The 22,881-nt window shown below is 53.2% G+C and carries 17 protein-coding genes and 1 pseudogene (1 of these 18 running past the window's edge); 12 read left to right on the plus strand and 6 right to left on the minus strand.

Features of this window, described 5'->3' with window-relative positions:
* Positions 1–3: 3 nt before the first annotated feature.
* The 5 genes from GXP58_08125 to GXP58_08145 all read right to left on the minus strand — a co-directional run bounded on the left by GXP58_08125 (position 4) and on the right by GXP58_08145 (position 9,572).
* Complete coding sequence (locus GXP58_08125) at positions 4–1,449, minus strand: flippase (GenBank protein ID NOY53572.1); 1,446 nt, start codon at positions 1,447–1,449, stop codon at positions 4–6.
* A 1-nt stretch (position 1,450) separates the two neighbouring features.
* The gene (locus tag GXP58_08130) at positions 1,451–3,160 is read right to left on the minus strand and encodes a carbamoyl transferase (GenBank protein ID NOY53573.1); all 1,710 of its coding nucleotides are present in this window, start codon (positions 3,158–3,160) and stop codon (positions 1,451–1,453) included.
* Positions 3,123–4,535, minus strand: a complete 1,413-nt coding sequence (locus GXP58_08135) for an O-antigen ligase family protein (protein NOY53574.1) — start codon at positions 4,533–4,535, stop codon at positions 3,123–3,125. Before GXP58_08135 ends, GXP58_08130 begins: the two co-directional genes overlap by 38 nt.
* Positions 4,536–4,673: 138 nt before the next feature.
* Complete coding sequence (locus GXP58_08140) at positions 4,674–7,004, minus strand: polysaccharide biosynthesis tyrosine autokinase (GenBank protein NOY53575.1); 2,331 nt, start codon at positions 7,002–7,004, stop codon at positions 4,674–4,676.
* Between the two features lie 42 nt (positions 7,005–7,046).
* Positions 7,047–9,572, minus strand: coding sequence for an OmpA family protein (locus GXP58_08145; protein ID NOY53576.1), 2,526 nt, complete (start codon positions 9,570–9,572; stop codon positions 7,047–7,049).
* 339 nt (positions 9,573–9,911) lie between these two features.
* Between GXP58_08145 and GXP58_08150 the strand changes: the two genes are divergently transcribed.
* The 12 genes from GXP58_08150 (at position 9,912) to GXP58_08205 (ending at position 22,656) form a co-directional block, all read left to right on the plus strand.
* The gene (locus GXP58_08150) at positions 9,912–10,748 is read left to right on the plus strand and encodes a hypothetical protein (GenBank protein NOY53577.1); all 837 of its coding nucleotides are present in this window, start codon (positions 9,912–9,914) and stop codon (positions 10,746–10,748) included.
* Between the two features lie 66 nt (positions 10,749–10,814).
* Positions 10,815–13,010 carry a type II secretion system secretin GspD gene (gspD, locus tag GXP58_08155; GenBank protein ID NOY53578.1) on the plus strand — a complete coding sequence of 732 codons (2,196 nt, stop codon included), beginning with the start codon at positions 10,815–10,817 and terminating at the stop codon, positions 13,008–13,010.
* Positions 13,007–14,554: a type II secretion system ATPase GspE gene (gene gspE / locus GXP58_08160; protein ID NOY53579.1), complete on the plus strand. Its 1,548-nt coding sequence runs from the start codon at positions 13,007–13,009 to the stop codon at positions 14,552–14,554. The genes gspD and gspE overlap by 4 nt, the downstream gene beginning before the upstream one ends.
* A 502-nt stretch (positions 14,555–15,056) precedes the next feature.
* On the plus strand, positions 15,057–16,274 hold the full coding sequence (gene gspF, locus GXP58_08165; protein NOY53580.1) for a type II secretion system inner membrane protein GspF: 1,218 nt from the start codon (positions 15,057–15,059) through the stop codon (positions 16,272–16,274).
* Between the two features lie 18 nt (positions 16,275–16,292).
* A complete protein-coding gene (gspG, locus tag GXP58_08170; protein ID NOY53581.1) occupies positions 16,293–16,727 on the plus strand; it encodes a type II secretion system major pseudopilin GspG in 435 nt (144 codons plus the stop codon).
* Positions 16,645–17,268, plus strand: coding sequence for a prepilin-type N-terminal cleavage/methylation domain-containing protein (locus GXP58_08175; protein NOY53582.1), 624 nt, complete (start codon positions 16,645–16,647; stop codon positions 17,266–17,268). Before gspG ends, GXP58_08175 begins: the two co-directional genes overlap by 83 nt.
* Positions 17,249–17,647 carry a prepilin-type N-terminal cleavage/methylation domain-containing protein gene (locus GXP58_08180; GenBank protein NOY53583.1) on the plus strand — a complete coding sequence of 133 codons (399 nt, stop codon included), beginning with the start codon at positions 17,249–17,251 and terminating at the stop codon, positions 17,645–17,647. The genes GXP58_08175 and GXP58_08180 overlap by 20 nt, the downstream gene beginning before the upstream one ends.
* Positions 17,644–18,303 (plus strand): prepilin-type N-terminal cleavage/methylation domain-containing protein, encoded by a 660-nt coding sequence (locus GXP58_08185; protein ID NOY53584.1) that lies wholly within the window; start codon positions 17,644–17,646, stop codon positions 18,301–18,303. Before GXP58_08180 ends, GXP58_08185 begins: the two co-directional genes overlap by 4 nt.
* Positions 18,300–19,286: a general secretion pathway protein GspK gene (locus tag GXP58_08190; GenBank protein ID NOY53585.1), complete on the plus strand. Its 987-nt coding sequence runs from the start codon at positions 18,300–18,302 to the stop codon at positions 19,284–19,286. Before GXP58_08185 ends, GXP58_08190 begins: the two co-directional genes overlap by 4 nt.
* A gap of 9 nt (positions 19,287–19,295) precedes the next feature.
* Positions 19,296–20,837 carry a pilus assembly protein PilM gene (locus tag GXP58_08195; protein ID NOY53586.1) on the plus strand — a complete coding sequence of 514 codons (1,542 nt, stop codon included), beginning with the start codon at positions 19,296–19,298 and terminating at the stop codon, positions 20,835–20,837.
* 58 nt (positions 20,838–20,895) lie between these two features.
* Positions 20,896–21,657, plus strand: coding sequence for a ParA family protein (locus tag GXP58_08200; protein NOY53587.1), 762 nt, complete (start codon positions 20,896–20,898; stop codon positions 21,655–21,657).
* Positions 21,658–21,702: 45 nt separating this feature from the next.
* Positions 21,703–22,656, plus strand: a complete 954-nt coding sequence (locus tag GXP58_08205) for a type II secretion system protein M (protein ID NOY53588.1) — start codon at positions 21,703–21,705, stop codon at positions 22,654–22,656.
* A gap of 82 nt (positions 22,657–22,738) precedes the next feature.
* Here the strand turns inward: GXP58_08205 and GXP58_08210 are convergent.
* Positions 22,739–22,881 (minus strand): annotated as a pseudogene (locus tag GXP58_08210) (carboxypeptidase regulatory-like domain-containing protein); it runs 4,738 nt beyond the window's last position.

Raw genomic sequence — 22,881 nt, forward strand, 5'->3', positions numbered from 1 at the left:
TCCTCATACACCGGGGGTCGAAACTTTCGCCGGCAGTAATTGCTGAAGGATGTTCCAATCTTCCCGGTCAAAGGTTCGGAGAAACAGGAGAACAATGACATAAACCGTGATTCCAAAAGGGATGGACAACAACAGGCTGTATTCACGAACACCATAAACGGCCATTCCCATCATACTGCTCCCGAGGATCGCCCGGAGCATGAAGGAGGAAATCTTCGGCACATAAACGTACTGCCGCACGGCCTTGTACGTGAGCGTCACCAGAATCACCTCCGTCAAAACGGTTGCCACACTGGCTCCTATAAACCCGTAAAAGGGGATCAGGATCAGGTTCATGACAACATTGACCGCCGCACAGATCACCATATTATAGGTTGTGCAAAGTTGCCGGTTGGCGGAATTCAGGAGATTCCCGAACATCGCCGTCACAAAAGACAAGGCCAGGGTCCAGCTCAGGATCTTCAGGGCCGATGCCGATGCCGCATAGTCGGCCCCGTAGAGCATACCGATAATCGGTTCCGCCAGCACCGCCAGTCCGGTCGCCATGGGGAACCCGATGAGAACGGAGTACTTCAGGGACCGTTCAAAAACTTTCTTCATTTTGTTCCTGTCCGTCTCGAAATATCTCGCGGTCATCGGGAAGAGGGCCTGGCTCAGCGCACCGGGGAGAAACATCAGGACTAGAACAATGTTATACGCCGCATTATAATAACCGACCACGGCCATACCGATCATCTTGGAGAGCATCACGGAATCGACGCGGGCAAAGATACGTACGAAAACACTCCCCATTCCGAACGAACAGCCCTCCCGGACAATTCTCCACCATTGATTGAGATGGAAGCGGAAAAAGATGATTGTAAACCGGGCCCTCAGGATATAAAAGGTCAACACGAAGTGAATCACATTGGCCGCCAGTACGGAAAAACAGAGGCCCACAACCCCATAACCGCTCATCAGAACAATGAGCCCGAAGGTGAGGACCAGTACACTACGCAGGACAGAGAGGATGGAACCGTATTCCATTCGTTCAAACCCCTGGAATACGGAAACCATGAGACCGCTGAAGGAATGAATCAGGTAGGCGGCTCCGAGGATGTAAACGATCCAACGAACTTCCGATCCATATCCGAGGAGCCGGGTAATGAATACGATGACCCCCAAGGTCAGCACGGTATAGACCAGTTTCAACGCAAAGAAATCGGTCAAAATGGACGAGAGTCCTTCCCGGTCTCTGGCAACATCACGAATCAACAATTTCGTCAGACCGAGATCCGCCCAGACCACCAGGATTTCCAGCAGCGCTTTCGCAAAGGCGTATTTTCCAAAATCGACGGCCCCGAGTTTTCGAGCCACGTATATAACGAGGACAAAGGAAAGCAGATTGATCAGAAGGATTTCCGCGGAGAGAAAGGAGGTATTTTTCGCAACGCGTCTTAAGGTACCCATATCACGACCGGCTCTCCACAATATGGTTTCCCAGCACCAGAACGTCAACGCTGCCGGCAAGATAGGATCGGATCGCGTCTTCCGGGGAACAGACAATGGGTTCCTCATGCATGTTGAAGCTGGTGTTGATCACAAGAGGCAGTCCGGTGATCCTTTTGTATTCTGAAATCAACGAATGATATTTCGGGTTGTCCTGCTGCCGGACAACCTGAGGACGGGCCGTACGATCGATATGAGCAACTGCGGGGGCCGTTTCAACCTTGGAGTCTTTTACATCATAGGTCATGGTCATGAACCTTCCGGCCACATCCGAAGAGGACCATCCCGAATAATATTCTCCGGCATCCTCTTCCAGGATGCTCGGGGCAAAAGGCATGAACTCCGTTCGCTTCAGTCTATCATTCAACCAGTCGTTAATCGATTTATCCGTCGGATCCGCAAGAATCGAACGGTTGCCGAGAGCACGAGGGCCGAATTCCATTCTTCCGGAGAAACGCCCGATAATTTTTTTCTCTTTCAGCAATTCCGCGGTTCTCCTTTCAGGATGTTCCTCATATCGATATCGAAGTTGATGTTTTTCAAGCGCCTTGCGGATCTCTTCATCGGTGAACTCCGGGCCGAAATAAACATTCGGCTGGAAGACGGGAAGAGCTCTTTCCCCTTGACGCAGGGACTCCCGGGCCCAGGCGTTCATCGCAGCACCGAGAGCGAGTCCACTGTCCGACATGGCCGGCTGGACATAGACCCCGTCCACACAGTCCAGCTCACGGATTCTCTGGTTCACCTTGACATTGCCGAAAACACCGCCGGAGAGCACGACATTTCGGATCCCGGTCATTTCTACGGCATCCCGAACCATATGGGTCACCGTATCTTCCGTCAGTTGTTGAAGCGCCGCGGCGACATCCGCTTTTTGCACTTCATCGAGCAAATCGTCTACAACGGGGATTTCCCAATGGTCATAATCTCTTGCCTTGAAAAGGCGGGGAATGTATTCGGAAAAAAAATCATGGCGCCGATCATCATATCGATTGATACGCTTGAACTTTTCATAACAGGTCCCGGCATCCCCATAAGCCGCCAGCCCCGTGATTTTTCCTTCATGACGGGACGGCTTAAACCCGAAATGTTTTGTAATAAAGGTATAGAGAATCCCGGGGGAATAATACCCGTTGAATTCACGAATCTTTTTCAGGCCCCCCTGACGCCCCGCACTCACGGAACCACAGATAGATGAATCACCAATCCCGTCAAGGGTAATGACGGTCGCATCCTCCCAGGGGCCGGTATAATAGGCGCTCGACGCATGCGCCTCGTGATGATCAACTTCGAAAATCCGTATCCCCTTCAGGAAGTCCGGCACAACTCTTTTGATCTTTTTTGCGGTCAATAGTGCGTAGAGTATGCGGTTCGGCATGAGGACGCCGGTCTCCCGGTAGGTCTTATAGACATATTGCAGCATCTTCCGGGATCGGGCAATCGGAGACAAACCGGCCAGCGCAATCACATCGATCTTTTCCACTGCGATCTTCGAGATCCGCAAAACCTCTTTGATGGAGAGTACCGGGAAAGCACCTTCACACTTTTTCCGCGTCAACCTTTCCTCTGAGACCGCGGCAACCACTTTCCCATCTTTCACCAGGGCCGCACCGCTGTCATGTGCCTGGGCGGGGCTATCTGCTGAATATCCCCAAATTCCCAACGTGATCATTTTGTGTCCCTCCGACGGAATTGTCCCGGTTTTCAGTGGAATTTTTTTCAATAAAAGATAACTGAATCACCAAGCCCACCAGAAACCAGAACGGCTCCATGATCCGGACAATGATGAACGTATTGGCCCCGATCGCATGAACAAACATGGCCGAACATCCGGCCAGCATCCCCAGCGCCAACCCTTTGGAATAGTCGGACCGACTCTTGCGATAGGCCGACAGAACCTCCCGGAAGAGTACGAGAAAGAGATACAGGAGGGCAGCAAGCCCTACGAGCCCGAGTTCCACCAACGTCCTGAAATACTGACCGTCGATGAAACCGTATCCGGTGATGCCATAGCCGAAAAGGGGATGATGGACGAAATCTTTCAGACATTGTTTCCAGCTCTTGACACGGGCCGATGTGGATGGATCCAGCGTCACCCCTTCGACCTGAATCGAATAGCGCCGGTTTCTTTCAAAGGTATAATGAAACCGTTCCTTGGCACTTTTCGGCGCAAGCAGCGGCGTCAATGCAATTGCCAGTACCGTAAAATAGATCAGCACAGTCCTCCGGCGGCTGAAAAAGAGGAAGGTCCCCACCATCGGAATCATGGCGATCCAGGAACTTCGGGAAAGGGTATAGATGAAAGGAATGGTAAAGAGTGCCGCCAGACCGAGATAAACGGCCTTTTTCTTCTGGGTCCGGACGGTCAGAAAAAACCCGCCGCAAAGGGAAATCAGCAGCAGAAGATATCCGCCGAGGGTGTTCGGTTCTCCGTTCGCTCCCTCGAAGGGGGCGGACACACGAACACCCGAAGGGATCTGCATCATCCCGTATATGGAAATAAGAACACCCGTGACGAGGATCGCTGTAACGAACCGGCGCATCTGCGCTTCATCCCTGACATAATTGACGACCAGGAAATAGACGACAAAGTATTCGAGGTACTTCAGAACATAGAAGAACCCGCTCAAGGGGCGCACCCGTCCGAAAAAAACGCCCAAGAGGGTGGAGAAGGCACAGATGGCGGCATAGAGAAAGAGGGCATGGTTGATCGGGGTCTTCCGGATCAGCCCCATCTCCTTGAAGAGCGCGGTCCGGGCAAACCAGGAGAGCCCGATAATCACGAGGAGAATATCCTCCACCCGAAGCACCACTTCATGACCTGAGCTACCGGCGACCTTGATTTCCGGAGAAAGGAGCATGGAGAAAATCAAGAGATAGAGGGCCGCCTCGATCCTGAGAATCGAGATCACAACGATGGCAAAACCGACCGCCATCTTGAGAGCCGTCGCCGTTTCAACCCGGGAGAGGGTTTGAGTCGTTACCACGGCCAGCAGGAAAAGAATAACGTAGAAGAGATTGACTTTTGTCCGGTTCGACAGGATCATGGCAACAGATACTCTGAGGGTTCAGGGTTCAAAGTTCGGAAGAGAACGGGCAGGAGACTGCGGGATGCGGCCGGCTTGCGGTAGTCGGAACGGCAGAGCCGCCGCAATACCTCGAATGCAATCATCCGGAATAAACATTCACGACTGCTGCCAGAACATCCCCATCAGAATCAAAAGAGCTGAAATCGTCAACAGGAAAAACTGGAACAGGGACACATGACTTTTCATCACCTTTAGCCTGGCACGCTGCAGCGATTTCTCCAAGCTCTCCAGCCACGCCTTCTTCCGGTCTTTTGCTTTACTTTCTTCTCCGTAGTATTTGGTCTGATACTGGGAGAGTGGATAATAACCGCTGATCTCGGCCGTAATGTCGTTTAAAACAATCCCTAAAACATTGGCCCGGACATTCTCCAGGTGCGTCTTGGCCCGTTTCAGGGCATTTCTCGGGATCCGGCCTGCCTGATAAACCAGGACCACTCCATCGACCTGGGGCGCGAGAATCGCGGCATCGGTGACCGGCAGGATCGGCGGACAGTCCATCAGGACGATATCATACTCTTTGCGAGCCTCTTTCATGAAATCGGTCATTCCCCTGGAACTGAGAAGTTCCGCCGGGTTGGGAGGGATCCCGCCGCAGGTCAGGATATGAAGGTTCTCCAGACCGGGAGTTCGCATGATATCATCCATATGGATCTTTCCCATCATCAGATCTGAAATATCCTTGACCGCCTCTCTCCAGGGGGTCTTTCCGAGAATCACGTCGGTCATCCCCGGATCTTTCGTCACACCGAAGATCTTGAAGATGGACGGCTTCCGGAGATCGCAGTTCACCAGCAAAACCTTGTTTCCCTCCTGGGCCTTGGTAATCGCCAGATTGGCCACGGTGGTACTCTTCCCTTCTTTTAAGGAGGAACTGGTAAAAAGAATCACCTGGCCCTTCTTCTTCAGGTTGGTAAACTGGATATTCGTCCGAAGGGTCCGGTAACTCTCCGCTACGGAAGACTTGGGTTTCAGCTGGGTGATCAGGTGGGCATGGCTCCCGAAAAGATCCTCCAACCGGGTTTCCTTGTCTTTGTTCTTGAGCAAGGTCTCTTTGATCTCGTTCACATCAATGTGCGGGATAACCCCGAGAACCGGGATCTGGAGATACCGCTCCACATCCTCAATGGTCCCGATAGAAGTATCAAGCGTTTCCCGGACCAGCGCCAGAACGAGTCCTATCATCAGCCCGATGATCAGCCCCACGAAGGTCGTGGACCAGAGCTTGTCGTTAATCCGGACGCCCCGGTCAGCCGAGCGGATCACGGTGACCTCGTCGGAGTGTTCCTTCTCCCGAATCTGTGCCTCCTGGAGCTTGGTCTGCAACAACGAATAGAGTTCTTCGTTTACCTTCACGTTTCGCTGAAGCCGGCTCAATTCGATCTCGTACTCTGGCAGTGTCTTGTTCCGTTCCTGCACGGCCGCCACCTGTTCTTTCAGGAGCTTTTCCCGCTGCGAATAGACCTCGTATTGATTGCGCAGTTCCCGAAGCATTTCCCTCTTGACATCCATGATCTTTTCGTCCAGGGCCTTGACCTGCGGATGTTCCGTCGTGTAATCGATGAGCAGATTGTTCCGGTTCAGAATCAGATCAACGAGTTTGCTGTTCAACTGGGCCAGGATGCTATTGCCGGTTTCAATATAGGGACGATCGGAAAGCATATCCCCCAGCGTGGCGATGGACAACTTCTCCAGCCGTTTGATCATCCTCTCCGTTTCGTCGGTCTTACGCTTTACGGTTTCCAGTTGTGTCCCGACCGTCTCCAGCTTATCCAGGGTCATCCGCACCTCACCATCAAGGGAGACCACTTTATTCTTCTCTTTGAAGTCCCGCAGGTACCCTTCCGCCGTCCTCAGTTTACGACGAGTATCCAATAGCTGATTCTGGATGAATTCACGGGTCCGTCTGGCCTCATCGGTCCGGCGATAGACATGATAGGACCGGTATTCTTCAACGAGGGCGTTCGCAATCCGCTTCGATTGTTCGGCATCATCAGAGGAGACAATGACGTTGATAATGTTCGTATCCCCTTCCTGTTCCGTCCGGATCTGCCTTTGGACCTTACGCAATACGCCAAGGTAACGATCCGAGGCCTGGATCTCCTTCAGGGTCAGATCCTGCGGGATCAGGCCCAGAACCTTGCAGGCCCGGGCCACCACCGGGGTACTCTTGATTACCTCGGATTCACTGGCGATGTTATCCCAGGAGTTCCAGCTCAAGGTCTCAAGAAAAAGGCCGGCCACGGTACGGCTCTGCTCAATCTTGACGCTTGAAGTAGCCTCATAGATTGCAGGTTTCGTCACGGCGAAGAAAAAGCTCAACAGGGCAATGAGCAGGGTCGTCATCACGATGAGGCGCTTCCGCTTCAGGAGAATAATCCCGTAATCTCTCAGGTCGAGTTCGTACTGCGAAGTATCGATGGATTTCATAATACCTTTCCATATATAGAGAGGTTAATCTTCCGGCTCACGTTATTTCGTCAGGGTTCGAACACCCTTTCTATTCAGGTCGATTGTTGTACGCAGGGCCTCGAAGTTATAGGGAAAGAGTACTAAATCGAGGGCCGGCCTAACCTGTTGCAGGAAATGGCTCAAACCTGCAATCTTCGTTCTGGGCACATAGATGATATCATTGTTCCGGAGTGTCAGATTGTCGGAAAGGTCCCCCGTCCGGAAAAAATGCTTGAGATTCACAGGGATCACCTCCGGTCGGGAGATATCTCCCCGAATGAGCCGCACGCTCTGTACCACGGCATCCTTGGTGAAACTTCCGGCCTGCCCGACGGCTTCAAGAACGTTCATCCCCTCTTTCAGGTCGAAGACCCCGGGATTCTTCACCTCACCGAAGACAAAGACCTTGCTGACCCCCGCGGAGGTTTCCGGGATAAAAATCGAGTCCCCCGGATAGACGGGAATATTCTGGGAGAGGTCGGACTGAAAGATCGCTTTATAGAGATTGACGTAGAGGGTCGTGCCGTTCTTCCGGGTCACGGCAATCTTTTTCAGGTTCGCCGTCGGTTTCGGCCCGCCTGCAAGAGTCACCAGCTCCACAATCCGGGTCGGTTTTGTCAGGGTATAGATCCCCGGACCGGTCGGTTGTCGGACCAGGGAGTTGATGGCACCGAGAAGGATCACCTCCTGACTGTGATGTTCCTTGATGAGAATATCGACGCGGGGGTGCTTGAAATATCGGCTTAATTGCTTCGTCAGCAGATGGTCCAGCTCCGTAATCGTCAGCCCGGAAACCTTCAGATCGTCCACCATGGAAAAAGAGAGGGTCCCATCCGGACGGACCGGCACCTCATACTCGTCGGCGCTGAACTGCTTCCAGAAAGTGATCTTCAGTATATCTCCGGGACCGATCCGGTATTCATTCAGCATCTGATTCTTTTGGAATTCCTTCTGTTTCTTCCGGTCCTCTTCGCCGGGCGCCAGTCCGTCATCCACGCTGCGCAGATGTGTCACCACCACATCAACACGGCGGTTGGTCACCCCCTTGGCCCGAAGGGCCGCGCTCACCGGTTTCCCGTCGGCAAAACCGACCGTCGAGATCCGGGAGGACGGAATGGAAACTCTCCCTGCCAACAGGTCCCGGACCGCATCGGCCCGCTTCCTGGAAAGGGCCATGAGGGAACTCCCGTCGACAACCGATTCGCCGGTCTGGGCATGCCCCTCGATTCGGATACTCTCCACGCTCGGGGAAATCCGGATCAGATGAATCAGTTCCGCCAGGACGCTCTGTCCGGCGTCGGTGATCTCTATCCCTGTTGTTTTGAAGGGGATCCCGAACCGGGTAATTGCCCGGTAGGGCTTGACCGGATGTTCCGGCTCCGCAGCGACCGTGGGTCCGGCGGCATGCGCGCCCGTGTGTCGGCCGCCTAACCAGACCTGGACTCCTTCACTGTAGCTTGCCGCGACCAGATCCCGGTTCCCGTCGCCGTCCACATCGGCTACGGCCAGTCCGTAATAGGAACCTCCCTCCGGCAACTGTCCCTGAGAAAGGAGCCACCCCCCCGCACGGGAGGCAAGCCAGAGCCGGACACCCCGGGAGTTCACCGAGGTCGCTGCAAGATCCATCCGGCCATCGCGATTAAAGTCAGCCGCATCGACATCCCAGAAAAATCCCCGGTTCACGGGAAAAACGGCATCCTCCCAACCGCCCTGCCCGTTTCCGTACCAGACGCGTATCCCATGATAATAGGTGGTCGCCGCAATATCGATACGGCCGTCTCCATTCAGGTCCGCCGCCGTGACCCCCCAGAAATCCCCTTCCTTCGCCGGGGAGGGGAAGGCCGACCAAGCCCCGTCCCCGCTGCCCAGGAAGATCCGGATCCCGCCCGGATGACCCCAGGTTGTCCCCACCAGATCGAGTCTCCCATCACCGTTCAAGTCGGTCACAGCAACATCCCGGTAGATATGGGCGGCATCGGGACCGATTTCCGCGGTCCAGTTCCCGCGACCGTCCCCCAGCCAGACCTGGAGCCCGCCGTTCTCTTCGCCGGAGCTGTTGGCGCCGATAATATCGAGATGCCCGTCATGGTTTATGTCAACACATTTCAGGGCATTGTAGCTCCCCAGATCGGCAGGGGAGTTCCCTTTCCACCAGGTGCCGTCTTTTTTCTGAAGGAAGACGACCACCCCTTTTAAATCCTGCTGTCCACCGATTATCATATCCAGCCGACCATCACTGTTCAGGTCTCCCAGTGCAATCGCCCGCACATCACCGCTCACGGCAGGCCCCCGGGAAGCACGCCACTTACCGTTGCCGTCTCCCATCCAGAGGGCAATCCCGCCGGGGAGAAAGGAACCGGCGGCAAGATCAACAACTCCGTCACTATTGATGTCCCCCTGCACGACACAATGAAAGTGCCCGGCATGGATGGGGCCGGTTTCCTGCGACCAGAGGAGGGTCTTTCCCGACCCGCTCCCGATCGCGGCACAACCCGCAAGAAGCAGGCAGAAAACACAGAACAAACTCACGGCAAGACGACTCACCATAGGATCTTCTCCATCTTTCAGACAGTTGCAAAGGAATACAAATGACCGGTACTTAATAAAATTCTATCATAGACCCTCAACCTGTCAAGAAATTTGTATCGGAATTTTGGCACTTCTCTTGTAAGTGTTATCGGAACATTTCAATCGGAACTATAGAATCTTTTTCTGAAAGATCTCTTTTTAACAATTCAAACACAACTTCAGTTCCGTCAAAAAACAAACGACGTAAAGTGTGACGAAGACACTTCCGAAGGAGTTGTACACTCCCGTAATTTTCTTGACAAGAATAGGAATTTTAACTAAATTAAAAGAACTTACACGATTTCCGAGGCCTTCTTAATGAAGAAAGTGAATATCTTCCATCTCGTTCTGACCACGCTGATCATTCTCTTCGTGGCGGATATCTCCATGAAGATAATCAACAGCCGTCTTGATCTAGACCTGCCGGAACAGACCACAAAGAAACCGACCTTCTCCGGGGAAAAAACCGTGAAACCCTTTTCCGCCTTCTCCCGAATCGCCGAACGGAAACTCTTTGAGAAACCGGCTCCTCCCGATACGGAGAAAAACAACCAAGAGGAGGATCTCTCCGATCATCCGCTGACAAACCTGAAGTTGATTCTCAAGGGGACTGTCGTCAGCACGAAAGGCAACTCCTTTGCCGTTATCGAGGACGAAAAATTGCGATCCCAGGACCTCTATCATATCAATGACAGCATCAGCAGCGGCGTCACGATCGCCTCGATCCTGAACGACCGTGTGGTCATCAATCGGAACGGTAACAAGGAATTGCTCCTCATGTTCCAGGAGGACAAAAAAGGTCGTCATACACCTGCACGATCCGATCGACAAGCCGCGTCGCCGCTGGTCATCAAAAAATCGGAAATCCGGGAGGCCGTCACCGATCTGCGCTCCATCATGCGGGATGTGCGTATCATTCCTCACTTCGCATCGGGGAAACGGGACGGATTCACCGTGACTTATGTCCGGAGGGGAAGCCGGCTCGCGGAACTCGGCCTGCTCCGAAACGACATTATCAAGGACATCAACGGTACCCCGGCCGGCAATTTCAAGAACATCTTCGAGATCTTCAATAAATACGCCGATTCGGACAGTCTGGATCTCGGGATTGAACGAAATAATGAATACATGAACATCAGTTACACACTGGAATAAGACAGCCGGCACAGCTCACAGCAATCGCAAAAATCGGGACTCACTATTGACAATCAGGAGCGGAGAATGAACTTAAAAGGGACAAGAACTTTTTTCTACACGGTTCTGTTGGTCAGCATGATAATCCTCCCATGGGTCCGGACTCCGGTTGTCTCGGCCGAAGAACTGATCACCATGAATTTCGAAGATGCCGATATACGGATTCTGATCAAATTTATCAGTGAAATCACCCAGAAAAACTTTATTATCGACGACAAAGTCAAGGGGAAGGTGACCATCATCTCGCCGGAGAAGGTAACCATCCCCGAGGCCTACAACGTCTTCGAATCCATTCTGGATCTGAAGGGATTCACCCTGATCCCTGCGGGTCAGGTCATCAAAATCGTCCCCAGTTCCGAGGCCAAGCAGCGGGGCATTCAAACGATTGTAGGCAAGGTTTCCGATCTCGGCGACCGGAAGGATGAATTCGTTACCCGGATCACCCGGCTGCGGTACGTCAATGCCGATGAGATTGCGACCCTGATTCGTCCCCTCTTCTCCAAGTACGGGAATCTCATCCCCTACAAGGAGACGAACACTTTGATCATGACCGACATCAAATCGAACCTGCACCGGATCATGTCCATCATCAATCAACTCGATGTCAAGGGATACCATGCAGAGCTCTACGTCATTCCCCTGCATTATGCCTCGGTCAGAACAATCTCGGACCATCTGAACAAGATTCTTGAACAGGGAGGAGCGGGTCTTCGGACCTCCTCGATTCGCAGGGTCCCTAACCGGCGCCGAAGGTCATTGACCGCGGGGACGGCATCATCCGTCTCGGGCGTCTCCACCTCGGCCAAGATTATCTCCGACGAACGGACCAACTCCCTGATCGTCCTGGCCACGAAGAACGACTACGAAACCATTACCAAGCTCGTCGAAAGACTTGATGTCAAAGCCCCCTCCGGAACGGGACGGGTCAACATCTACTATCTTCAGAACGCCATCGCCGAAGAGGTCGTTGCCGTTCTCAACAAATTCATCACCGGCATCAATGCAGAAAAACAGAAAAAGGGAGGCCGGGGAGGCACCCGGCTTCCCAGCGAAACGGATATCAAAATCGTTGCCGACAAGGCGACCAATTCCCTCATCATTGATGCCAACCCCCAGGATTACAAACAGATCAAGGACGTCATCGAGAAGCTCGACATTCCTCGTGCCCAGGTCCTGATCGAGGCCCTGATCATGGAGGTGCGGGGGAATGACACGATCTCCGTCGGTGTCGACTGGGAGACCCTTGGCGGGAAGATCGGGAAAGACGACTCCATTGATCGCCTTGGTTTCGGCGGCTCCATGGTGCAGGGAGATCTGGGGACAACGATCGCCGCTATTAATGCGGGAACCGCTCCTCCGCTGACCGGATTCAACCTCGGGGTCTTCGGAAATTTTATCGAATTCAACGGTCAGAAATTTCCTACGATCTCCGCCCTGATCAAGGCCGTGGCCAGCCGGTCCGATACGGATATCCTCTCAACCCCCCAGATCCTGACCATGGACAACGAGGAGGCAGAGATCAAGGTCGGCGAGAACCGCCCCTTCCTGACCCAGGCCCGGACCGGCGGACAGGGTGTTAATGATGTTTTCCAGACATTCGACTTCCGCGATGTCGGCGTCACCATGAAGGTGACCCCCCACATCAGCCAGAATGGTTTCGTCCGGTTGAAGCTTTTCCAGGAAATCTCCAACGTCAATGCCCAGGCCACGGAAGGGACGGGCGCCACGGCACCGGTCACGACGAAACGGTCCGCCGATACAACCGTTACGGTTCAGAACGGCCACACGATCGTTATCGGCGGGCTGATCGGGAATGATGTCACGCAAACGGAGAGCAAGGTCCCCTGTCTGGGCGACCTGCCCTGGATCAAGTATCTCTTTCGTTCGACACGCACGGAAAAGACCAAAACAAACCTGATGATCTTTCTCACTCCTCACATCATCATGAACCCCACGGAGGCGGCCCAACTTTCCGAATTGAAGGATCACGAGTTTAAAAAGTACCAGAAGAAAGACGCCCCGATGGAGCCCAGCAAACATTTTTACGGCCCGGAAGGAACCGCACCGAAGGAAAGTACCACACCGGCCCGGAAGGTGGCCGAGCCAACGGACAAAGCTGTCCTGCACAGGACCCCCCATCCAACCCCTTCCCCGGCACAGACCCGTCCGGAACCCCGGAAGGACCCGACACCGGAAGAAACACTCCCGGAAGGAAGCAAATGATGAACCCGCAGAACAAAAGCATCGGGATGCCCCTTTTGAAGAAAATCCCGGAACCTCAGTTGAGCGAAGAGACACTGAATCGAATCCCCCGCAGTTATCTCAAACGTTTCCTCCTCTTTCCCTTTTTCGAGGACGACAGCGGAGTCCGGGTGGCGATTTCCGACCCGGCGAACATGGCCCCGCTGTACGACCTGGGCAAATTACTGCTCAAGCATGTCGAACCCTACACAGCCACGGAGGAGGAGATCAACCGGAGCATCAACCTCTACTTCGGAAGTGCCACCGATACGGCCGAGCGGGTCATCGACGATCTCTCGGGGGAGGAATTCGAAAATATTGCCGAAGAGTTGGAAGAGGTGCAGGATCTCCTCGATGCCGAAACCGAGGCGCCGATCATCAAACTGATCAACCTGATCCTCTACCAGGCCGTAGAGTCCCGGGCCAGCGATATCCATCTCGAACCCTATGAAAAGGACATGCTGGTCCGATACCGGATCGACGGTGTCCTCTACGAACGGCTCCAGCCTCCGAAAAAATTTCAGTCTGCTCTGATCTCCCGGATCAAGATCATGGCGAACCTCAACATCGCCGAGAAACGTCTCCCTCAGGACGGCCGGATCAAGATCAAGATCGCGAACAAAGAAGTCGACATACGGGTCTCTATCATCCCCACCGCCTTCGGGGAACGTGTCGTTTTGAGGCTCCTGGACAAGAATGCCACGATCTTCGACCTCGAAGATATCGGCCTCGTGGACCGGAACTATAAACTCTTTTCCCGCATGATCCGGAAGAGTCACGGCATCATCTTAGTCTCCGGACCGACGGGAAGCGGGAAAAGCACAAGTCTCTACGCCGCGCTGAACAAGATCAATTCCCCCGACAAAAACATCCTCACCATCGAGGATCCGATCGAATACCAGATCAAGGGAATCGGACAGATCCAGGCCAATCCGAAGATCGACCTGACCTTTGCCAGGGGACTCCGGTCCATTCTCCGCCAGGACCCGGACGTCATCATGATCGGAGAAATCCGGGACTTGGAGACGGCGGAAATCGCCATCCAGGCCTCACTGACAGGACATCTTGTCTTTTCCACACTCCACACCAACGATGCCGCCGGAGCGATCACCCGGTTGACCGATATGGGGATCGAGCCCTTTCTCGTTTCCTCCTCAATTCTCGGGATCATGGCCCAGCGCCTGGTCCGGGTGATCTGCCCGATCTGTAAAGTCTCCTACAAACCGACCCGGGCCGAATTAGAGGAGCTGGGCCTGGATCCGGATCGTGTGAAAAATCCGGTTTTTTCACACGGAAAAGGATGCGATCAATGCCTTGAAACCGGATATCACGGAAGGACCGGGATCTATGAACTGATGGTGGCAAACGACAACATCAACAAACTAATTATGCAGAATGCAGACTCAAACCGGATCAAGGAAAAATCGGTTCAAAACGGAATGCGAACCCTTCGGGAAGACGGCGCCTATAAGGTCCTGCAAGGGATCACCACCATTGAAGAGGTCCTTCGGGTCACGCAGGAGTAGGAACAGAAACCAGAAATCAGGAATTAGAAACTGGGGATCAGCAATCGGCAGCCGGCAACAACCGGCAATTTCCGTCTCAAATTCTTTAGATGCAAGGCGCTCGATTTTTGAGTTTGATGATTAACGTGGGAATTACCCAAGGCTTTACGAAAAGATCCGATCGCCCCGCGCGAAGGTTTTGAGGAGTAATGAAGAACGGTTGGTCATCTTTATTGGGTAACAAACATTGATGAAGTCGTAAAAAGTCCGTTCGACCCTTCGACACGCTCAGGGCGAACGGTGTAAGTCATTGATATTCCGTTCGTGGTGAGCTTGTCGAACCATGAACGGAATCCGAAAAACGACTTTTTACGACACCATCAAACATTAAATTCCGTTTCAAATGCTTCAGATGCAAGGCGCGCGATTTTTGAGGAATGAGGCGTACATTTTGTACGCTGCAGTGACGAGGAAATCGCAGCAACGCCGCAGATGAAGTATTTGAGACGGAATCAAAGAGCCTATGGCAGTCTACGAATACAAAGCCCTCAACAAAAAAGGCAAAACCATTACGGGGGTCATTGATGCCGATTCCACCCAGGAGGCACGGAGCAAACTCCGGGAAGCGGAAGTCTTTCTGACCGATCTTTACGAAACAACCGCCGTCCAGGGAAAAAAGAGTTCCGCCAACATCGTCCTTTTTGCTCGAATCCGCCCCATTGAGATCTCGGTCATGATCCGGCAGATCTCCACGTTACTCAACGCGGGGATCCCCTTAGTGGAAACTCTGTCGGCGGTGATTGAACAGATCGACAATAAGGGCTTGCAAAAAATCATGTCCCAGGTCCGGGAATCAGTCCGGGAAGGAATGAGTTTTGCCGATGCCCTGTCCCGTCATCCCCGTGCCTTCTCATCATTGATGGTGAATATGATCCGCTCCGGCGAGAGCAGTGGCTCTCTGGACATTGTCTTGCTCCGGCTGGCCGATTTTCTGGAACAGCAGGTCGAGCTGAAACGGAAGGTCGGATCGGCATTGATCTACCCGGCGGTGACCATCTCGATTGCCCTGATCGTCCTGCTCTTTCTCCTCATCTATGTCGTCCCGTCGGTGACGCAGATTTTCGCCGACATGAAGCAAACCCTGCCGTTGCCTACGGCAATCCTCATTGTCATCAGCCGTTTTACCCAGAACTACTGGTGGCTTTTCCTTTTTCTGATTCTTGCCGTCTTTTCCGGCATGAAAGCCTATACCCGGACCGAGCAGGGACGGATCCATTTCGATCGTCTCAAGTTAAAAATGCCTCTCTTCGGATCTCTCGTCCGCAAGATCGCCATCACCCGTTTTTCCCGGACCCTGGGGACACTTCTGAAAAACGGAGTCCCCCTGCTGAACGCGCTGGACATCGTCAAGAACGTCGTCGGAAACAAGATCCTGGAGCAAACCATTGAAGATGCCCGAACCCATATCGGGGAAGGATCCACGATTCATGAGCCCTTAAAACGGAGCGGTGTCTTCCCTCCGATTGTCATCCACATGATCTTCGTAGGAGAAAAGAGCGGCACACTGGAGGAGATGCTGAACAAAGTGGCCGACACCACGGACAATGAGATCAACTCCACCATCAGCACTCTGACCTCCCTGTTGGAACCGATTATGATCGTCGGACTGGCGCTGGTGGTGGGCTTTATCGTCCTCTCGATTCTGCTGCCGATCTTTGAAATCAATCAATTGATCCGATAATGAAACAGGAGGTTGCCCATGCTCGACCGGAAAGGCTTTACCTTAATCGAACTGTTAGTGGTCCTGGTCATTCTTTCGATCCTGGCCACCATTATCGGTCCCAAACTCTTCGGCCGGACGGAAGAGGCCCGGAGGACCGCCGCTATGGTGCAGATCCGGAATATTGAAAGCGCACTGGCCCTTTATGAACGGGACAACGGAAGTTTTCCCACGACTGAACAGGGCCTCAAAGCCCTTGTTGAAAAACCGTCGGGCGATCCGGTCCCCCCAAACTGGCACGAGGGAGGATACCTGGACAAAGGGAAGGTCCCGCTCGACCCTTGGCACAATCCCTATGTCTACCTCTCCCCCGGTGTCCACAGCAAGGAATATGATCTGGAATCCTATGGGGCGGATGGGGAAGACGGCGGCGAAGGGAAGTATGCGGATATCGAAAGCTGGAACCTGGAATAAGCCGGGGCAAGGGGGCTTCACTCTCCTTGAGTTGATCGTCACCCTTCTGCTGATCACCATCGTCCTGAGTTTTACCCTGCCGAAGATCGGGAATGTCCTTTATTCCACGGACCTCAGGGAGTCGGTGCGGCAATTGCGGGCATTGCTGACCGCGGCCCGAAGCCTGGCCGTCGCGGAAGGAATCCCGCGACGGATTGTCTGCGATCTTTCCAAAGGAGAAATACATGTTGAACGGGCGGTGTACCACAAAGAAGGCGAAATCGAAACAGTCCGCTACGAGATGGATTCATCGATCCTGATCCATCGCTATACCCTTCCCCGCCACGTGAAGATCGAAGACGTGATCACCGAAAGCGGTGACAAAATCACGGAAGGAACGGCGACCCTCCGCATCGGGATCAACGGCATGATTTTCGGGAACCGGATCCATCTATTGCAGAAAGAGAAACAGTACACACTGGTGATCAATCCTCTTACGGGGAGAATCACTGTCGAACAAGGTTATACGGAGGAAACCCGGAATGCCGACAACGGGGAATAGAGGTTTTACCCTGATGGAGGTCATTTTCGCCGTTGCCATCATGGGAATCTCTCTCGTCACGCTCCTGAACCTGCAGATCAAGACGATTCGGCTGCAACAGGTCACCAACCATACCGAGGAAGCCACCCTCCTGGCCCAGGAAATGATGACCCGAAAGATGCTCGAAATTACGAGCAGCCCGTCCATGCCGCAATATTTCGATGAAGGGGATTTTGAGAAAGAGGAGTTTGCATCCTATCACTGGGAATATACTCTGTCGGCCACGGATGCCGATTCCCTCTTCCGGATCGACCTGACCGTCTTCTGGAATCCGGAAGACAAGAAAAACAACTCCGTTACGCTTTCCAGTTTTGTCACGATGAAGGCGGCCGGCCTATGATCCTTTACCGTTCCGAAAAGGGCCTGACCCTGTTAGAGGTTCTTGTTGCGATCGTGATCCTCTCAATTATCCTGGGTGTGATCTATTCCTCTTTCCTGGGAACGACGAGAACGGCCTCGATTCTGGAATCGAGTGAAGATGCCTACCAGACGGCACAGGCATTCTTCGATATGCTCTCCCGTGAACTACGCGGCACTTATTACCGAAAAGGAAGGACGCCGGCCGGACTCCTCGGTATCGCCTCGGAATCGAGAGAAAACCCGACGGATGCCGTCTATTTCCTGACCACCTCGCTGGGGCGGCGTACTCCGAAGAGTACCGACGGAACCCTCGCGGAGGTCGGCTATTTCTTTGATGTGGACGAGCTGAGCAACACCCGGCATCTGATTAAAAGTATCGACATGACCCCCGACATGGACCTTCGGAAAGGAGGAAAGTTTTATCCTTTAACGGACCGGGTGAAAAGTCTGAAATTCTCTTATTTCCAGGCCCGGGAGAACAAGTGGTTTGACCAATGGAAGAAACCCGATCTGCCCGACCTGATCCGCGTGGAGCTGACCGTCCTCGACGATCAGGACCACCCGATTTATTTTCGGACCACCCTCCAGCCGATGCTGCGCCGGGGTAAAAAAATCAGGGGGAACCCGGTCCCATGAAAACAGACCACGTCAGAGAAGGCAGGCGGCATAATGAGCGGGGGATCGCCCTGATCCTCGTGCTGCTCGTCGTCGGGGCACTTTCCGCTCTGCTTCTTGACCTGAACTATACCACCCGGATCAACCTCCATCTCGCTGACAATTTCCGGGACCAGACCCGTGCCTCCTTCCTGGCACGGGGAACCCTGGAGGCGGCCATCGCCCTGTTGCTGGCCGACGAGAACTTTGACTTCGACGATCCCGACAGCCCAGAGGATGCTATTTGGGCCACTCCCAACGTCCACGAAGAAGCAGGAGGCACCATCCGGATCCAAATGGCCATTCACGATGAAGATGGAAAGATCTCCATCAACGATACGAAGAATCTTTTCCTGAAGAACTCCACTCAGGCGGGTCGGCTTCCCGGGCTCGCGCAGAACATCCAGTCCGTCCTTACACTGGACGACACCGTCATGGATTCGATCCAGGACTGGATTGACAGCGATAACGTGGTATTCAATTTCGGCGCCGAAAACGACTATTATCAATCACTTGATCCACCCTACGAGATCCGTAACGGAGAGATCTGGGACCTGACGGAGCTTTTCCGGATCCAGGGGATCGATGACCGTATTTATTACGGGGGCACCGAGGAAGTCCCCGTGGGACTCTCCGACATCTTCACCGATATCGGCGGGGATGACAAACCACGGAAGATCAATGTCAACACGGCTCCCGATGAAGTACTGGTCGCTCTCGGCGATCGATCCTTTGCCGATGAAGTCGAAGCGGCACGACCGATTGAGTCCTCGGCCGACCTGAAGGGACTCAACGGATATAGTGCCCTCCCCGAAAACATCCGGAAGATGCTCGATGTAAAATCGACCTACTTTTCCGTCGACACCAAAGTCAAAGTCAACCGGATTGTGAAATCCGTTTATGCAGTCTTGAAAAGAATCCCAAATAATGATACGGTAAACATCGTCTACTGGCGCGAGGAGTAAAGAGCGGATATGTCAAGAATCATTACAGCAATTGAAATCTTCCGGGATGCTCTTTACGGTGTCGAGATCGGCGTGCAGCGGAAGCAGGTCGAAATTCTCCGGTTGATTGAGGAACCGTTGCGGAAAGATGCACTCACGTCGGAGGGGCTTTCGCTCTTCTTCACGGAGCACCAATTACACAAGGAGGAAGTCATTACCTCCGTGTCCGGAGACATGCTCATCACACGAAGAGTCTCCGTTCCGTTCCGGGATCGGGGCAGGATCAACAAGATCCTCCCCTTCGAACTGGAACCTCTCGTTCCCTTCCCCCTTTCCGAGCTGGAGATCTGTTACCGGGTCCTGGAGCAGGATCGCGACCGAAGCAACCTCCTGGTCTACAGCCTCCCGAAGAAGGTGCTGGATCAACGTTCGTCACTCTTTGCCGATGCCGGAATTCCCCTTCAAATGATCGGGGTTTCTTCCCTGGCGGCGGCAAATGCACTCTTTACCCTCAAACAGATCGAAAAAAGCAAGACCATCCTCCACCTTCATGTCCTTCCCGATTTCAGCATCCTCTCCATCTACCGGATGGGCGTGTTGCAACACTTCGTAAATCTCACTTGGGGAGGGCAGGATCTCACAAACAAGCTGACGTCCATTACCGGACTGAATGTGGAGACACTTCCGGAACGTTTTTCCTCCCTCACCCCGACGGAAAAAGATGAAATCACCCGTGCCCTCTCGGGGGGGGAAACCGAAATCGCCTCACAGATACGGAAAGAGTGTAACCTTTACCTGATGCAGCCACAAACGAGCATGCCCGAGACCCTTTATGTGACGGGATACACTACCGGACTTCCGCTCCTCATTCCGCTCCTTGAGAAAGCCGTTGAGGTGCGGGCCAAAACCCCCGATCCTTTGCCTGCATTGAAACATTCCCTTGCGGAAGGAACCCCGGGGACGGGTCTGCCGGCCCCTCTCGGTCTGGCTTTCATGTGGATGGGGAAGGATGCTCTGGGGAGCGTATTCCGCAGACAGAAAACCTCCTTTTTCTCAAGCATCATAAACTCCAAACAGGAACTGCGCCATGCGCTGATCATTGTGGCCATCCTGATCGTGGGATTTTTCACGGACTTTTTTGTGGGGATCCAGGCAAAAGAATATCACTATCACCGGCTTCAACAGGAAATGCGCCTACTCTTCCATGAGACATTCCCCGATGTAAAAAATATTGTGAATGAACTGGAACAGATGAAACTGAAGATGAAGGACCTGGAAAAACAGAATGAGATCTTCAAAACTGTTTTCGGAGAGAAACCTTCCGCCCTGGAGGTTCTGAATGAGCTGAGTGTCCGGATCCCCAAAGACATTGAACTTGCCATCACGGATTTCACCATTGACGACAAATCGATCCGCTTCACGGGATGGACCGATACCTTCGAATCGGTGAACAAGATCGAAAAGGAACTCAGAAAGTCAACAATCTTTGTGAATGCCAAGGTCAGCAACGCCAAGGTCGGCAGAAACAAGAGCCGGATCAACTTCCAGATATTAATTCCATTCAAGAAATAACGGGATTCTCCTGAAAGGGACGAAATGGCATTGCACCTGTTATCACGGCGGGAATTCGATGAAGGTAATTTCCATCATCAACCAGAAAGGAGGGATTGGAAAGACCACAACGGCCATCAATCTCTCGGCTTGTCTTGCGGAATTGGAGCAACGGGTACTCCTGATCGATATGGACGCCCAGGCCAACGCCACAATCGGGCTGGATATCGATCCGGCCCGGTGCCGGAAGACCGTATACGATCTTCTGATCAACGAAGAAACGCCCTTCGAGGATGTCCGCTGCAAGACGATCCTGGATCGACTCGATCTCCTTCCGGGGCACATGGACTTGGCCGGTTGCGACGTTCAACTCGCACAAAGCACCAATCGTCCTTATCGGCTCGGCCATGCCCTGCAACGGGTGGACGGGGAATATGACTATACCATTATCGACTGCCCTCCCTCCCTCGGGGTGCTCAGTTTGAATGCCCTTCTGGCGTCGAGCGACATCATTATCCCGACCGAGGCAAAGTATTATGCAACCAAAGGATTCGACATGTTGAACAACATGCTGACCACCATCTCCATGCAATTAGGACACCGCATCCACCTCATGGGGATTCTGATTACCATGTTTGACAAAAGAACGACCCTGAACCGCATTTTTTATGAACAGATTCATGAATATTTCGGGGACAAGGTTTTCAAGACACGAATCCCGAGAAACATCACCCTGAGCGAAGCGGAAGTGTACCGAAAACCAATCATCCGATATGCCGCCAATTCGACAGGAGCGAAGCACTATCGCCGTTTGGCCATTGAAGTCCTTTTCCATGAATAACGGCAACCGGGCCGTCCGGTAAAACATTCAGAAAGTGATCTATCCATGCCAGACAAAGAAGACGAGCTTCGGAAAAAGACGAAAGAAAATCTTGACCCGAAAGGATGGGAGGCCCTTCTGGAGGGCGTTCCTCCAATCAACACACAAGCCTCTACACCCGACCCGGCCCCGTCCTCTTCGGAGCGGAAAGAGCATGTTCTCCGGGTCACGGATGAAACCGGTTTGACATCGGAGCAGACCCTCGCTGCGGAACCCGTTATCCCACCGGAAAAGACATCGGGCAAAGGTGGCGCCGGCGATCATGGGAAGGACCTATCCCGCGGGGAGAGTTCCTCAATGGAAGCGGAGGAAACGAAGGAGCATCTACAGCTCCCCCCCCCGGACCCGGAAATCAACAAGAAGAATCGATTCTCCCTTCTTGCGGACCGGATCCGCAAATTTCCTCAGATCCGGAAGGCCCTGCAGTATTATCAGCACATCAGCCTTCGGGAACAGCGAATGGTGCTGGCCTCGATCCTTTTTCTCATTCTCATCTTTGTCTATTCCTTGATCCTGGGGCCTCTTATGGATCGCAATGCCCTGCTCAATCGGAAAATTAAAAAAAAGAGGGAAGAGATCACGGAGATGGTTCGTCTGCGATCCTCGGTCGTGCAGGATCGGGGCGGAATGGACCGGATCCGGAAGATCATCGAACAGCGGGGCAAGGATTTTTCCGTTTTTGCCTACCTGGAACAGTTGGCCACAAAAGCGGAGATGAAAGACAAGATCATCTACATCAAACCACAGCGGGAAACCCCGGTCGGTCGCTTCAAGGAATCCCTGGTCCAGATCAAACTCGAAAAGATCGGAATGGAAGCGTTGACGCGATATCTTTATCAGATCGAAACCTCGGAAGACCTTCTCTACATCAAAAACCTTCGGATGAAACAGGGCAAAGAAAGGGGGCAAACCGGACTGAACGTCACGCTCTCCGTGGGAACCCTGATTCTGGGAAGCTGAAAGTCTTTTTTCTTCATCCAGTTCCTGGATGGAGAAAAAAAGCGGCAGGGAATTTTTCCCTGCCGCTTTTTTTATGACAGTTTTACGACCTCCTTCCTACCAGCGCACCTTGCTTCCCTTCCTGCGAAGCAGAGCCAACACAAAGACCGGAAGGAGAAGCAGAACCACCGCAGGCAGGCCCTCCATCGGGGTGACCGGTGAAGAGGAAAGGGCACACCCCCCCCC

This window comes from Deltaproteobacteria bacterium, from assembly GCA_013151235.1.
GTDB lineage: Bacteria > CG2-30-53-67 > CG2-30-53-67 > CG2-30-53-67 > CG2-30-53-67 > JAADIO01.